The sequence below is a fragment of the Arthrobacter sp. Dra40 genome (genome assembly GCF_059091905.1).
This window is the reverse complement of sequence record NZ_JBNHHB010000002.1, coordinates 93,753-107,669: the sequence shown is the minus strand read 5'-3', so window position 1 is coordinate 107,669 and position 13,917 is coordinate 93,753. Positions and strand designations below refer to the sequence as shown.

Below are 13,917 nucleotides of genomic sequence, written 5' to 3'. Positions count from 1 at the left end.
CATAGTGGCGACCGCTTACCACGCACGGCTGTCTCGCTTGACAGGTCACTGCCTTGGTCTGAGCTCAGCCGAAACGAGGCTTCTGACGGCCGAAGCTAGGGTCATCATAGGGACTGCTTCGCCAATGGCGGCTCTTCCACTTAGAACGTGGTGCAGGTGTTCAGCACGCTTGTTGAGCTGCCGTGTACAACAATAACCGGAGCCGATAATGGCCATGGTTTCTGTAGCCGCGGCCGATTCGTTTGAGGTTCTTCGCCGTCAGGTTCGCTGCCTCGCTGCGGGCGTTCGTCACACCGCTGCGGCAGAACGTCAGCAACTCCCGTCGCCACATTTTCAACGTCGCGAACAGCGATTTTGCCTCACGCATCTTCGTGGCCTTCACTGCGTGCTCCAGTGCTGCCCAGGCCCGCTGAAAGTCATTGATGGTGCGGGTCCGCAGCAATTGGCGGACGTGTTCCTTGATGCCCCAGACGACTCCCAGCTCAATCTCGGAGGCAATGATTTCCTTCAGCCGCCCCCGTTGGGCCAGGGACATCCGTTCCTGATTGCAGGTGAGCAGTTTCCGGTATTTCCATGCCGGGTCGCTGGCCCTGCCCCGGCGGCCGTGCAGGTCGTGGGAGCGGCGCCGGCGCACGTCGGTGATCATCTGGTTCGCCCGCGCCACCACGTGCCTGATCGACGGTGATCAGCGCTTTCGGCAGGACCGTCCGCACTGCCCGGCGGAATTCGCTGGACATGTCCATGGCCACCATTTCGATGCGCTTGCGCCACCAGCGTGGCCGGGCTCCGATCCAGTCTCTGACAGCCTGGCCGCGCCGGCCGTCGACAATGTCGAGGATCGCCCCGGTGTCCAGGTCGGTGAACACGATCGACCACGGCTCGACCCGGATGACTTTGCCATCGTCGTTCTTGAGGTAGCGCACGGTGCGGAAGCGGTGTTCATCGACTCCGAGGCGGCGCACCAGGCGCCGGTCTACGTTTCCTTCCAAAGCAGCGGTGCCGGAGACGATGCGCATCGCGGTTGTCCAAGAGACGCCTGCATGGGAAGCCACCCGGGAGACCGCCCGCAACTCGGCGGCCAGGGTATCGACAATGTCCTCAACCAGGCGGGTCGTTACCCGGGCCCGCAGCGGCAGCTACTGTGTGGTCTGCACAAATGAACGGCGTGAACACTGCTGCTCACGGCAGACCAGGCGGCGCTTGCGGACCAGCACCTCCAATGATCCGCCTCCGCATTGAACGTCCCGGACACGGTGCACGGGGCGTGAATGCACCACCGAAGAAAACACGCCGCAGGACGGGCATGCCCCTTCCCGCTCCACCGGCTCCACCAGCACACTGCGTCCTGCTGCCGTCCGCTCGGCGGACACAGCACAACATGGCCCTCGAGATTGAACAAAATCGACGCAGCGTCGACCTCACGCGTAACCTGTAACAAGGCTCGTAGTCCTCAGCAATAGATGTCTCGACAACACCTATGCTCGCAGGACTGCGAGCCCCTTCAATTCAGGGACACCACGCTAAAAGTTGATGAGCCCCAATGGCCACCCGCAGCTCGCGACCACTGGAGTCACAGCTGCGGTCGCCGCGGGGATCATTCTCATGGCTATCGGCATACGTCATGCGCGTCATTTAGACGGCAAAGGCCTGCCGAGTACTTGGGTTAAGGGGTCTTGACGCTTGGCGCCATCGTAAGCATGACGGCGCGCCACTACTTCACTGCCGGATTTCCGCCGGGTGTTAGAGATCAACTCATCGGGACCTTCAATGTGATCCGGCTGGCGGGGGCCCGCATGATTGAGTCTCCAGCGGATGCCGAGGAGCAGGGCGTCATCATCAATACTGCGTCGGTGGCGGCTTTTGATGGCCCGATCGGGCAGGCGGCCTATCCGGGGTCGAAGGCCGGGGTTGCCGGCATCGGCGCGCAGACGCCTCACCCGTCCAGGCCGGGAACGCCAGAGGAATACGCTGCGCTTGCAGCCCATATCATCGAGAACCCCATGCTCAACGGCGAAACAATCCGGCTGGACGGCGCCATCCGGCTGGCACCGCGCTAGACAGGGAAGCATCAAGGAGCACGCATGAATTTCGACAACATAAAGGTTGAGCGGGTAGGCCCATTGCTGTGGCTGACCCTGAACCGTCCCAATGAGGCTAATGCCCTGAGCATTGCGCTGGCGGAAAAATTCCATGCCGCAGTCTGCGAGGCTGATGCGGCCCCGGGCTGCCATGTTCTCATCCTCCAGGGTGCCGGGAAGTTCTTTTGTGCAGGTGGCGACGTCGTTGGCATGGCCGAATCGCACGACCGGGCTGCGTTTCTTCGCAAACTTGCCGGAAAAATGCACGAAGGGATCCAGGCCTTGGCCCGCTCCAGCCTCGTGACAATCGCGGCGGTCCATGGACCCGCCGCCGGTGCAGGGCTCGGGCTGGTACTCAATGCCGACTTTGTCGTGGCTTCACCCCAAGCCTCATTTCTGAGCGCGTACGCCGGCGTCGGCTTAACCCCCGACTGCGGGGTCTCTTACCTGCTGCCCCAGATGGTCGGCCCACGTCGGGCCGCCGAGGTCTGTCTTGCGGGCAGGGTGGCCTCAGCCCAAGAGGCCCTCGACTGGGGTTTGGTCAACGAGTTGGTCGAAGAACAAAGGCTGCAGACCCGGGTACAGGAAGTCGCGGAGCGGCGGGCAGGTGGAGCAAGCCAAACTCTGAGTCCAACCAAGCGTCTGCTCACTGCCCACCGCCTGTCATCCTACGCCGCCCACTTGGATGACGAAGCAAAAACAATCGCGTCAATGGTCTCCAGCCAGGATACGCAGAACCGGATTGCCGCTTTCGCGGAACGCAGCCGCCCGCGAAGCCGCGATTAGTTTGCCAGCAGGCGACTATTGCTGACACCAAGACGATGCTGGCTGGCGGGCAGGACGCAGCACCAGAAAAAAATACTTGGACTCCCTAGTAAATATTAGGAGGTCAAAGTAGTCTGGTTTCAGTTCTAAAGTGACATCACCCCATCAGGAGGAGCGGTTCCATGAAGATCATCGTGTTGGTGAAGCAGGTACCGGATACCGAGGAGGAGCGAAAGCTTGATCCTGCCTCGGGCCTGCTGGACCGCGACGCCGGCGAGAGTGTCATCGACGAGATCAACGAGCGTGCTCTTGAGGTGGCACTGCGTTACAAGGACTCGAATAAGGGAACGGAGATCGTAGTGATGACTGCCGGTCCCGAGGGTGCGACCAAGGCGCTGCGCAAGGCGCTGTCGATGGGCGCTGACTCCGCGGTCCATGTGGTTGACGACGCGTTGGCTGGGGCCGATATCGTCCGCACGGCCAAGGCGCTGGCCGCTGCGGTGAAGCAGACCGGTTTCGATCTGGTGATTGCCGGTAACGAGTCCACGGACGGCCGCGGCGGCATAGTTCCGGCGATGGTGGCGGAGTATCTGGGACTGCCGCTGCTGTCTTCGTTGGATTCGGCCGAGATTTCCGGGTCTTCGGTTTCCGGAGTGGCCGCTGTGGACAGCGGTTCCCTGTCAGTGCGGGCTGATCTTCCGGCAGTCGTGTCCGTGACGGAGCGTTCGGCGGAGGCCCGCTTTCCGAACTTCAAGGGCATCATGACGGCCAAGCGCAAGCCGCTGGCGACGCTCTCCCTCGCCGACCTTGGCCTTGGCGCCGACCCTGTTGAGACACCGCGTTCAGTGGTCGTGAGCACGGCCGAGCGTCCGGCCCGTTCCGCGGGCAGGAAAATCATCGACGAAGGAAACGCCGGCGTTGAGCTGGCCGAGTTCCTGGTCGCCAGCCGCCTGATCTGATCCGAGGAGACTGATATGGCAAACGTCATCGCATTCATTGAAATTTCGCATTCCGGCACCGTCGGCGGCAGCGCCACTGCCGTGATCGCGGCAGCTGCCAAGCTTGGAGCTCCGGTCGCCGTGGCCGTAGTGAAGCCGGGTGAAGGCGCTGCCCTGCCCGAGCAGCTGGGTGAACTGGGCACCCAGCACGTCTACATTGTTGAGAGTCCCGTTGTCGGAGAGCTCGTCGGCTCCGCCCAGACGGCCGCACTGGCCTCAGCCGTCGGGCGGTTCGCGCCGTCGGCCGTCATCGTGCCGAACTCCGTCGAGGGCCGCGAGATAGCCGGGCGCACTGCGGTGCGGACGAACGCGGCACTGCTAGTGGATGCGATTGACGTCCATCTCGGCGGCGACGGGGCAGCGGTCGCGGTCCATTCGGTCTTCGGCGGCGCCTACAACGTGGAATCCACTGTGGAGTCCGGACTAGCGGTCATCACGCTGCGTCAGGGCGCACTCGAGGACCGGGCGCCGGCGGCTTCGCCTGAAGTGACCACGATGTCTTTGGAAGCTGAGGTAGACAAGGCTGCGGTCATCGAGCAGGTCCACCCCGCCAGCTCCGACTCCGGCCGGCCCGTGCTGCGCGGTGCGGCGACCGTCGTCTCCGGAGGCCGCGGCCTGGGTTCGAAGGAGAATTTCGTCCTTGTCGAGCAGCTGGCGGACGCCCTCGGCGCCGCCGTAGGCGCCTCACGCGCGGCGGTTGACGCCGGCTATATTCCGCAGACGCACCAGGTGGGCCAGACGGGGCAGACTGTATCCCCGCAGCTGTACGTGGCGCTCGGGATCTCGGGTGCCATCCAGCACCGGGCGGGCATGCAGACGGCGAAGACCATCGTGGCGATCAACAAGGACGAGGATGCTCCGATCTTTGACGTAGCCGACTTCGGCATAGTCGGCGATGTCTTTACTGTGGTCCCGCAGCTCATTGAAGCCCTCGGTGAACGGGCGGAGAACGCTGACGCGCTCTCCCCTCAGTCCAACTAGCCCCTAAAGCTTCCGCTTCACGAAAGGAGACCGTGCGATGCCTACGAGAACGAAGACGGCTTTGCTGCCGCAGAACAAGACGGTTCGGCTGGCCGTCACAGTGGGTGTCGCCGTCGTTGTGCTCCTGCTCTTCGTCCTGGCTGCCAAGTGGCTGCGGACCCTGCCCACCGTGGAAGGCTTCCTAGCCGAGTATCCCGGCCATCTGGAACCGCCGGCGTCGGCCCCGACGGGGTTGCCGGCCTGGCTTGGCTGGCAACATTTCCTGAACGCGTTCTTCATGGTGCTGATCATTCGGACGGGGTGGCAGGTCCGCACCACGGCACGTCCGAAGGCTTACTGGACCCGGAACAACAAGGGCCCGTTCAAGACGAAGAACCCGCCGAAGAAGGTCAGCCTGGATTTGTGGCTGCATCAGAGCCTGGACGTGTTGTGGGTGCTCAACGGCGCGGTGTTCATAGTCCTGCTGTTCGCGACCGGCCAGTGGATGCGGATCGTCCCGACCAGCTGGGACGTGATCCCGAACGCGGTGTCCACCGCACTGCAGTACGCCTCGTTCAACTGGCCCATGGAGAACGGTTGGGTGAACTACAACAGTCTGCAGGTCCTGGCCTACTTCCTGACGGTGTTCATCGCCGCGCCGCTGGCCCTGATCACTGGACTGCGTATGTCCGGTGCGTGGCCCAAGGACGCAGAGACGCTCAACCGGTTCTATCCCGTGGAGTTGGCTAGGGCCATCCACCTGCCCGTAATGATTTACTTCGTGTTCTTCATTGTGACGCACGTTGCTCTGGTCCTGATGACCGGGGCCCTGCGCAATTTGAACCATATGTACGCCTCGCGGGATGACGCGAGCTGGGTCGGGTTCTGGATCTTCGCCGCGTCCATTGCCGTTATGGCCGCAGCCTGGTTCCTTGCCCGTCCGATCTTCCTGCGGCCCATCGCCTCCCTCATGGGAAAGGTCTCCCGGTAGGGAGGAAAGGAATACCATGTTTGAACTCAACGAGGACCAGCTGGCGCTGGTCGACACCGTGCGGGACTTTGCCCGCGGGGAGCTGGCCCCCAACGCTGCGAAATGGGACGATGCAAAGCATTTTCCCGTCGACGTACTGCGTGAGGCGGGAGAGCTCGGCCTGGGCGGGATCTACGCCGCTGAGGACTACGGCGGGTCGGGTCTGACGCGGAGCGACGCTGTGCTGATATTCGAGGAACTCGCCAAGGCCGATCCGTCCATCGCCGCGTATATCTCCATCCACAACATGGTGGTGTGGATGGTCGACGCGTTCGGCAACGACGAGCAGCGCGCTGAGTGGGTGCCCCTGCTGGCTTCGATGGAGGGGCTGGGAAGTTACTGCCTGACAGAACCCGGCGTCGGTTCCGACGCTGCAGCGCTTACCACCCGGGCGCTGCGGGACGGCGACGAGTACGTGCTCAACGGGGTCAAGCAGTTCATTTCGGGGGCCGGTGCCTCTGCCCTCTATATCGTCATGGCGCGCACCGCGAACACGGGCAGCCGCGGTATCACCGCGTTCCTCGTCCCTGCCGACACTGCCGGCCTGTCCTTTGGTGTTAACGAGAAGAAGATGGGCTGGAACGCCCAACCCACCCGCCAGGTGATCCTGGAGAACGTCCGGATCCCGGCGGGCAACCGACTCGGCGAGGAAGGGACGGGCTTTGGCATCGCGATGAAGGGTCTCAATGGCGGACGCATCAACATGGGCGCCTGCTCACTCGGCGGCGGCCAGGCCGCACTGGAGAAGTCGGTTGCGTATCTGAAGGAGCGCGAGGCGTTCGGAGCGCCGCTGATCGAGAAGCAGGCCCTGCTGTTCCAGCTCGCGGACATGGACATGGAACTTGAGTCCGCCCGTACCCTGCTGCGGCGCGCTGCGTACGCCCTCGACACGGGCTCGAAGGACACCGTCCGGCTGTGCGCGATGGCCAAGCGCATGGCCACCGACGCCGGCTTTAATGCCGCGAACTCGGCGATCCAGCTCCACGGCGGCTACGGCTACCTGGCCGAGTACGGGCTGGAAAAGATCATGCGCGACCTGCGCGTGCATCAGATCCTTGAAGGCAGCAACGAGATCATGCGTCTCATTGTTGGCCGGACGATAGCGGAGGTTTGAGCAGCATGGATGCAGAAGTACTCATCAAACGGGAGGGCCGGTTGGGGCATATCGTTTTGAATCGGCCCAAGGCGATGAACGCGCTGACCCACGGCATGGTCACGGCGATCGCCTCCGCGCTGGAGCAGTGGCAGGACGACGACGGCGTGTCCGCCGTTCTGGTGTCGGGTGCCGGGGAGAGAGGCTTGTGCGCGGGCGGGGACATCGTCGCGATCTATCATGACGCGCTGGCCGGAGGTGCCGACACCGCAAGGTTCTGGGCGGATGAGTACCCGCTCAACGCCCTGATCGCCCGCTACCCGAAACCCTACGTAGCCCTGATGGACGGCGTTGTGCTCGGCGGCGGAGTCGGCGTATCAGCGCACGGATCCATCCGGATCGTGACAGAGGGGACGAGGCTGGGCATGCCGGAGACCGGCATCGGCTTCGTCCCCGACGTCGGCGGGACCTACCTCCTCTCCAGGGCTCCCGGGGAACTTGGCACACACCTTGCCCTGGCCGCCGGCAGCATCACTGGCACTGACGCCATGGCGTTGGGCCTGGCCGATCACTTCGTGGACAGCAGTAAAATCCCGGCGCTGATCGAGGCCCTTGCCCTGACCGAGGCAAAGGAAGCCGTGGACTCTTTCACGCAGAACTACTTCCCGGCGTCCTCCCTTGCTGCCCAGCGGGCATGGATCGATGCGTGCTATGCCTTTGACACTGTCGAGGAGATTGTCCGAGCCCTGCAAGCAAGCAGAGAACCCGCGGCGGGGCGTGCGGCGGATTCGATTCTGGCCAAGTCCCCGACAGCTGTGAAGGTGGCGCTGGAGTCGCTGCGCCGGGCGCGTGCCCTGGGAACGTTGGAAGACGTATTGGACCAGGAGTACCGGGTATCGCTTCGGTGTTTGGCAGGACCTGATTTTAGGGAAGGCATCAGGGCACAGGTCATCGATAAGGACCGCAGCCCGCGGTGGGCTCCGGCCTCGCTGCCGGACGTGGATACACAAGCCGTCGAGGCGCATTTCGCCGACTTGGGAGCGCGTGAGCTGATGCTCGCCACCGAGACAGTGCACCAATTAAACAGGTAGACAACCGACATAACTTTTGCCAAGGGAGAAAAGATCTTATGGGTTCACGCATAGCGTTTATTGGGCTTGGGAACATGGGCGGACCGATGGCAGCCAACCTTGTCGCGGCCGGCCACACGGTGTCGGGCTTCGATCTGGTGCCTGCGGCCATTGCAGGTGCCCGTTGCAAGGGCATCTTTGTTGCGGAGTCGGCGGCGGACGCGGTCCGCGGGGCAGACGTGATCATCACGATGCTTCCGGCCGGCCGCCACGTGCTGGCCGTCTACGGAGGACCGGACGGTCTGCTTGGCGCTGCCAAACCCGGCTCATTGTTTCTGGATTGTTCCACTATCGCCGTCGACGATGCGCGGCAGGTCCACGGACTCGTCGATGCCGCCGGGCACCGGGGCCTGGATGCGCCGGTCTCCGGTGGGGTTGTCGGGGCGGAGGCCGCAACGTTGACGTTCATGGTCGGCGGGTCCGAAGCTGACTTCCATGAGGCGGAACCGATCCTGCGGGCCATGGGCAAGCGGTCCGTGCACTGCGGCGGGCCGGGCGCCGGCCAGGCAGCCAAGGCCTGCAACAACATGATCCTGGGCGTGTCCATGATCGCTGTGTCCGAGGCCTTCGTGCTCGGGGAAAAGCTTGGCCTGTCCAACCAGGCGCTCTTCGACGTCGCCGCGAACGCCACGGGCCAATGCTGGGCGCTGACCACGAACTGCCCGGTCCCCGGCCCTGTCCCGACGAGTCCGGCCAACCGGGACTTCCAGCCCGGTTTCGCCGGCGCGTTGATGGCCAAGGACCTCGGCCTGGCGGTCCACGCCCTCGAGACCACCGGGGTAAACGGGCGCATGGGCGCCATGGCCGAGGAAATCTACCGCCGTTTCGCCGAAGGCGAGGGAGCGGGCAAAGACTTCTCCGGCATCATCGAAGAAATCCGGTCCACTTCCAAGACAGAGGAAACAGTATGAGCGAGTACAAGACCATTCTGGTCAAACAGGATGGTCGCGTCGGCACCATCACCCTGAACCGACCGGAGGCACTGAACGCACTGACTGCGGAATTGGCAGCCGAGGTCCTGGACGCCGCACAGGCATTCGATCGGGATCCCGGCATCGGGGCGATCATCCTCACAGGCTCCGAACGGGCCTTCGCCGCCGGGGCCGATATCAAGGAAATGGCACCGCAGTCTTACATGGACATGTACCAGGCGGACTTCTTCGCCGACTGGGACCACCTGGCCAAAATCCGCACCCCGCTGATCGCGGCAGTAGCCGGACACGCCCTGGGCGGCGGTTGCGAGCTGGCCATGATCTGCGACTTCATCATCGCAGCCGACAACGCCAAATTCGGCCAGCCCGAAATCAAGCTCGGTGTCATCCCGGGCATGGGCGGTACGCAACGCTTGACGCGGGCAGTCGGGAAGGCCAAGGCCATGGAAATGGTGCTTACCGGCAGGATAATGGGCGCCGAGGAAGCCGAACAATCCGGACTGGTGGCCCGCGTCGTTCCGGCGGAGAAACTGCTGGATGAGGCCCGCTCCACCGCGGCGGCTATTGCGGGCATGTCCAAGCCCATCGCCTTCCTCGCGAAGGAGGCCGTGAACGTTGCCTTCGAAATGTCACTCGCCGAGGGCGTGCACGTGGAACGCCGGCTCAACCACTCCAGTTTCGCCACACAGGATCAGAAGGAAGGCATGCAGGCCTTCATCGAGAAACGTCCGGCAGACTTCACCCACCGATGACCCGGCCGGCACCGCCTCCTAAATTTCCGCCTCCCGGGGCACCAAGTTCTTGAATGCGAGGAAAGCATGACTGACGTAAGCATTGACCCGCGTACCGGTTCCATCCTGGACGGGACGAACCAGCCGATGTGGATCAACGGTGAAAAAGTGGAAGCGTCCACCGGGGAATGGCGCGACGTGCGCAACCCCGCCCGGCGCGAGGCCGTGATCGCGCGGGTACCCTCCGCCGGCACCCAGGACGTGGACCGTGCCGTGGCAGCGGCCCGGGCAGCGTTCCCGGCCTGGCGTTCGGTCCATTTCACCGAACGGGCCCGCGCGCTGGCCAGGATCGCCGATGACATCGAGGCCCGGGCCGAGGAATTCGCCCGCCTGACCGCCCTGGACACCGGCAACGCATTACGCACCCAGGCCCGCCCCGAAGTCACGACCCTGGTGGCGTTGTTCCGCTACTTCTCCGGGATCGCCGGCGAGGTCAAGGGAACCACCCTGCCGGCAGGGGAGGGGCAGCTGCAGTACACCCGGCTGGAACCGCTCGGCGTCGTTGCCTGCATCCTGCCCTGGAACTCTCCGCTGATGATCGCCGGATTCAAGATCCCGGCCGCGCTGGCGGCAGGCAACACGGTGATCATGAAGGCCGCCGACGATGCTCCGCTGACGGTCCTGCTGCTGGCCGAAATCTGCAACGCCCACCTGCCCGCCGGCGTCGTCAACGCCTTAACCGGCCGCGGCAGTGTAATTGGTGCCGCGCTGGCCGACCACCCCGGCGTCGACAAAGTGTCCTTCACGGGCTCCACCGAGGTTGGCCGCGGCGTCGCCCGCCAGGCCGGCGAACGTCTGGCCCACGTGTCCTTGGAACTGGGAGGAAAGAACCCCTCGATCGTTTTCCCTGACGCCGTTGACGATGAACTCATCGACGGGCTGCTCGCGGCGTCCCGCTTTACCCGCCAGGGCCAAAGCTGCACCGCAGGCTCACGCCTTTTCCTCCACGAGGACATCTATGACGAAGTACTCGACCGGCTCGTGACCAAACTCGGGGCACTGAAAGTCGGTGACCCGCTGGACGAGGCCACCGACATGGGCGCCATCATCAACAACAGCCAGTTCACCCAGATCAGCCAGTACCTCGAGGAAGGCCGCACCAGTTCCGGCCTGACCGTCGCACTTGGCGGGGAAGCCCCGACGGAAGGCCCGCTGACCGAAGGCTACTACCACCTGCCCACCGTCTTCGGCGGGGCCCGGAACGAGTTCCGGCTCGCGCAGGAAGAAATCTTCGGACCCGTCCTCGTGGCCATCCCCTGGAAAGACGTCGACGACGTCGTCCGCATGGCCAACGACACCCACTTCGGCCTCGCCGCCTACGTGTGGAGCCACAACCTCGATAACGCCTTGAACACGGCCCACCGGGTCGAGGCCGGCTGGGTCCAGGTCAACCAGGGCGGCGGACAGGTCGTCGGCCAGTCCTACGGCGGGTACAAGCAGAGCGGTATCGGCCGCGAAGTCTCACTCGAAGGCATGCTCGCCGGCTTCACCCAGACCAAGCAAATCAACGTGAAACTGCGGGGCTGAACCATGACCGAGCCGACCGCCCCGGACGCGCCGCTGGCCGGCATCACCGTCCTAGACCTGAGCCGGGCCCTCGCGGGCCCTTACGCCACGGCGCTGCTGGCAGACATGGGCGCGACCATCATCAAGGCAGAAAGCACCAAAGGCGGGGACTCCAGCAGGTCCTGGCCGCCGTTCGAAAACGAACACAGCCTCTACTTCGACTCGGTAAACCGCGGCAAGGATTCCATCGCCGTCGACTTCTACACTCCCGAAGGCCGGAAGCTGCTGCGCGTCATGGCACTGGCCGCCGACGTCGTGATCGAAAACTTTCGCCCCGGCGTCATGACCGACATGGGCCTGGACCCGGACGAACTGCGCGCCGAGAAACCCGAGTTGATCATCGCCTCCATCACCGGCTTCGGCGCCACCGGTCCTCTGAGCCAGACCGCAGGACTGGACCAGGTCGCCCAGGGAATGTCCGGGCTGATGTCGGTCACCGGCGCCGACGAAGAGCACATGTACCGTACCGGGCTGCCGGTGATCGACATTTACGCCGGAGTGTTCACCGCCTTCGGCATCGCCGCCGCCCTGACGGCCCGCGAACGCGGCGGCACCGGAGCCTCTGTGTCCACCTCGCTGCTCGAATCGGCGCTGGCGATCTCCGCGTTCCAGGGCCAGCGCTACCTGAGCACGGGTGAAGTGCCCGTCCCGCAGGGCAACAACCACCCGGTGCTCTCACCCTACGGCGTATTCAAGACCGCCGACATCCCCATCATCATCGCCGTCGGCAGCGACAAACAATGGCAGCTGCTGTGCGAATTGCTCGGTGCCCCGGACCTCGCAGCGGCGCCGGAATACGCAACCGGCAAGCTGCGCTCGGAAAACCGCGGGCAATTGAAGACCCGGCTCGAAGAACTGCTTGCTCACCGGCCGGGTACCGTCTGGGTCGAGGAGTTCCGCCGCGCAGGCATACCCACCGGGCCCATTTACAACTACCAGCAGGTCTTCGACGACAGCCAGGTCAAGCACCTCGATATGATCCGCACGGTGCACCGCTATGACGGAACCGAGCTGCCGCTGCTGCGCGGCCCACTCTCCATCAACGGTGAAGCCACTCCCATCCGGAAGGCCCCGCCCGCGCTGGGCGAAGATACGCGGAGCGTGCTCGAACGGCTCCTGCTGACACCGGAGCAGATCCAGGGACTGATCGAGGCCGGAGTCGTCCGGCAATTCGAAGGCCGGAACGTGCAGGTCGGGGCATGACCGAGATACAGGAGCAACCCATGGCCGCAACCGCCGGAACGTTGAGGGTTGAACAGGACGGGTCTGTGGCAACCATCGTCATGGACAACCAGCAACGCCGCAACTCCCTGACCAAGCACATGTGGCAGCAGTTCGAGCCCCTCCTCGACCGGCTGGGAGCGGACGACACCGTCAAAGTTGTTATCGTCCGCGGCGCCGGAGAGGACTTCTCCGCCGGCGCGGACATCAGCGACCTCAAAGAGATCCTGCACGATCCCGGGACCGGGCGGCACGACGGCGGCCACGTCACCGCAGGTGAGAACGCCCTGGCACGCTTCCACAAACCGACCATCGCCGCGATCGACGGGTACTGCATCGGCGGAGGCTGGCAGATTGCCGGGGCCTGCGACATCCGCATCGCCTCAGACCGGGCGTCCTTCGCCATCACACCGGCCAAAGTCGGCATCGTCTACCCGCTTTCCGGCATCGAACGGCTGGTCCGGCTCGCCGGCCCCGCGACAGCGAAGTACCTGCTTTTCAGCGGCGACTTCATCAACGCCACCGACGCCATGGCACTGGGACTACTGGCACGCGTCGTCCCCGAAACAGACTTCTGGAATGAAGTCGCGGACTTCGCCGAACGCCTCGCCACCCGCTCACAACTGTCCATCCAGGCCATGAAAGACATCGTCGACGTCATCGCGGAAGGCGGAACCAACCTGGCAGAACGCAACGCCGTCTGGCAACGCGAAATGGCGGCCAGCGGAGAACCTGAAATCGGCATACAGGCCTTCCTCGGCAAGAAGGCACCGAAGTTTGAATGGACCGGCCCCGACTGCCGGCTCGAACGTTTTCTAGTGAACGAAAGTGATGGCGTGGAGCGGTAAGCCGTTGCACATTCCTGATCCAGAGGCGATGGCCGTGGGGCTGCTTAGAACCGTGTCGCGAGAGTTCGCCCTGGTGGGCTACCACCGGTGCCGAAAGAATGCAGGCATTTCATGAAACGAAAGATATTCAAGTCAAAAATCCACAGGGCCACTGTTACGCACGCCGACCTGCATTACGTTGGCTCCGTTACGGTTGATTTGGACCTGTTGGACGCCGCCGGCATCCTGCCCGGTGAGCTAGCTACGATCGTTGACGTCACCAACGGCGCCCGGCTGGAGACCTACACCATCGCCGGGGAACGCGGCTCCGGTGTCATCGGGATCAACGGCGCGGCCGCACATCTGGTCCAAGTAGATGACATCGTCATCCTTATCTCCTATGCCGATATGACTACCGAAGAGGCCAGGGCATACAGCCCCCGGATAGTCCATGTGGACCGGCAGAACAGGATCACCCGGCTCGGCAATGATCCTGCCGAAGGTGTCGCAGCGGACCTGCTGCGCC

The 13,917-nt window shown here is 64.0% G+C and carries 12 protein-coding genes and 2 pseudogenes; 13 read left to right on the top strand and 1 reads right to left on the bottom strand.

Annotation, left to right across the window (positions count from 1 at the left end):
- Positions 1-160: 160 nt before the first annotated feature.
- Positions 161-1,438: pseudogene (locus tag AC5RWT_RS02000) on the bottom strand (ISL3 family transposase).
- Positions 1,439-1,673: 235 nt separating this feature from the next.
- On the opposite strand from AC5RWT_RS02000, the gene AC5RWT_RS01995 reads away from it, so the two are divergent.
- From AC5RWT_RS01995 to panD, 13 genes and pseudogenes are all read left to right on the top strand, one after another.
- Positions 1,674-2,057: an SDR family NAD(P)-dependent oxidoreductase gene (locus tag AC5RWT_RS01995; protein ID WP_494078911.1), complete on the top strand. Its 384-nt coding sequence runs from the start codon at positions 1,674-1,676 to the stop codon at positions 2,055-2,057.
- A gap of 24 nt (positions 2,058-2,081) precedes the next feature.
- Complete coding sequence (locus tag AC5RWT_RS01990) at positions 2,082-2,864, top strand: enoyl-CoA hydratase/isomerase family protein (RefSeq protein ID WP_494078910.1); 783 nt, start codon at positions 2,082-2,084, stop codon at positions 2,862-2,864.
- A 161-nt stretch (positions 2,865-3,025) separates the two neighbouring features.
- Positions 3,026-3,802, top strand: coding sequence for an electron transfer flavoprotein subunit beta/FixA family protein (locus AC5RWT_RS01985; protein ID WP_494078909.1), 777 nt, complete (start codon positions 3,026-3,028; stop codon positions 3,800-3,802).
- A gap of 15 nt (positions 3,803-3,817) precedes the next feature.
- Positions 3,818-4,822, top strand: coding sequence for an electron transfer flavoprotein subunit alpha/FixB family protein (locus AC5RWT_RS01980; RefSeq protein WP_494078908.1), 1,005 nt, complete (start codon positions 3,818-3,820; stop codon positions 4,820-4,822).
- 37 nt (positions 4,823-4,859) lie between these two features.
- Positions 4,860-5,792 carry a cytochrome b/b6 domain-containing protein gene (locus tag AC5RWT_RS01975; protein ID WP_494078907.1) on the top strand — a complete coding sequence of 311 codons (933 nt, stop codon included), beginning with the start codon at positions 4,860-4,862 and terminating at the stop codon, positions 5,790-5,792.
- Positions 5,793-5,808: 16 nt separating this feature from the next.
- On the top strand, positions 5,809-6,945 hold the full coding sequence (locus AC5RWT_RS01970; protein WP_494078906.1) for an acyl-CoA dehydrogenase family protein: 1,137 nt from the start codon (positions 5,809-5,811) through the stop codon (positions 6,943-6,945).
- A gap of 5 nt (positions 6,946-6,950) precedes the next feature.
- Positions 6,951-8,015 (top strand): enoyl-CoA hydratase/isomerase family protein, encoded by a 1,065-nt coding sequence (locus AC5RWT_RS01965; protein WP_494078905.1) that lies wholly within the window; start codon positions 6,951-6,953, stop codon positions 8,013-8,015.
- A gap of 38 nt (positions 8,016-8,053) precedes the next feature.
- Positions 8,054-8,965 carry a 3-hydroxyisobutyrate dehydrogenase gene (mmsB, locus tag AC5RWT_RS01960; protein WP_494078904.1) on the top strand — a complete coding sequence of 304 codons (912 nt, stop codon included), beginning with the start codon at positions 8,054-8,056 and terminating at the stop codon, positions 8,963-8,965.
- Positions 8,962-9,738 (top strand): enoyl-CoA hydratase, encoded by a 777-nt coding sequence (locus tag AC5RWT_RS01955; RefSeq protein ID WP_494078903.1) that lies wholly within the window; start codon positions 8,962-8,964, stop codon positions 9,736-9,738. The genes mmsB and AC5RWT_RS01955 overlap by 4 nt, the downstream gene beginning before the upstream one ends.
- A 66-nt stretch (positions 9,739-9,804) precedes the next feature.
- Entirely contained in the window at positions 9,805-11,304 is a 1,500-nt protein-coding gene (locus tag AC5RWT_RS01950) for an aldehyde dehydrogenase family protein (RefSeq protein WP_494078902.1), read from the top strand.
- A 3-nt stretch (positions 11,305-11,307) separates the two neighbouring features.
- On the top strand, positions 11,308-12,546 hold the full coding sequence (locus AC5RWT_RS01945) for a CaiB/BaiF CoA transferase family protein (protein ID WP_494078901.1): 1,239 nt from the start codon (positions 11,308-11,310) through the stop codon (positions 12,544-12,546).
- Positions 12,547-12,566: 20 nt separating this feature from the next.
- The gene (locus AC5RWT_RS01940; RefSeq protein WP_494078900.1) at positions 12,567-13,412 is read left to right on the top strand and encodes an enoyl-CoA hydratase/isomerase family protein; all 846 of its coding nucleotides are present in this window, start codon (positions 12,567-12,569) and stop codon (positions 13,410-13,412) included.
- Positions 13,413-13,523: 111 nt separating this feature from the next.
- Positions 13,524-13,877, top strand: a pseudogene (panD, locus tag AC5RWT_RS01935) (aspartate 1-decarboxylase); the annotation flags it as partial.
- Positions 13,878-13,917: the final 40 nt, after the last annotated feature.

Bases quoted from the DNA above. Each gene is read 5' to 3' on its own strand.
- AC5RWT_RS01990 (WP_494078910.1), top strand. From the start codon at position 2,082: ATGAATTTCGACAACATAAAGGTTGAGCGGGTAGGCCCATTGCTGTGG.
- AC5RWT_RS01985 (WP_494078909.1), top strand. From the start codon at position 3,026: ATGAAGATCATCGTGTTGGTGAAGCAGGTACCGGATACCGAGGAGGAG.
- AC5RWT_RS01980 (WP_494078908.1), top strand. From the start codon at position 3,818: ATGGCAAACGTCATCGCATTCATTGAAATTTCGCATTCCGGCACCGTC.
- AC5RWT_RS01975 (WP_494078907.1), top strand. From the start codon at position 4,860: ATGCCTACGAGAACGAAGACGGCTTTGCTGCCGCAGAACAAGACGGTT.
- AC5RWT_RS01970 (WP_494078906.1), top strand. From the start codon at position 5,809: ATGTTTGAACTCAACGAGGACCAGCTGGCGCTGGTCGACACCGTGCGG.
- AC5RWT_RS01965 (WP_494078905.1), top strand. From the start codon at position 6,951: ATGGATGCAGAAGTACTCATCAAACGGGAGGGCCGGTTGGGGCATATC.
- mmsB (WP_494078904.1), top strand. From the start codon at position 8,054: ATGGGTTCACGCATAGCGTTTATTGGGCTTGGGAACATGGGCGGACCG.
- AC5RWT_RS01955 (WP_494078903.1), top strand. From the start codon at position 8,962: ATGAGCGAGTACAAGACCATTCTGGTCAAACAGGATGGTCGCGTCGGC.
- AC5RWT_RS01950 (WP_494078902.1), top strand. From the start codon at position 9,805: ATGACTGACGTAAGCATTGACCCGCGTACCGGTTCCATCCTGGACGGG.
- AC5RWT_RS01945 (WP_494078901.1), top strand. From the start codon at position 11,308: ATGACCGAGCCGACCGCCCCGGACGCGCCGCTGGCCGGCATCACCGTC.
- AC5RWT_RS01940 (WP_494078900.1), top strand. From the start codon at position 12,567: ATGGCCGCAACCGCCGGAACGTTGAGGGTTGAACAGGACGGGTCTGTG.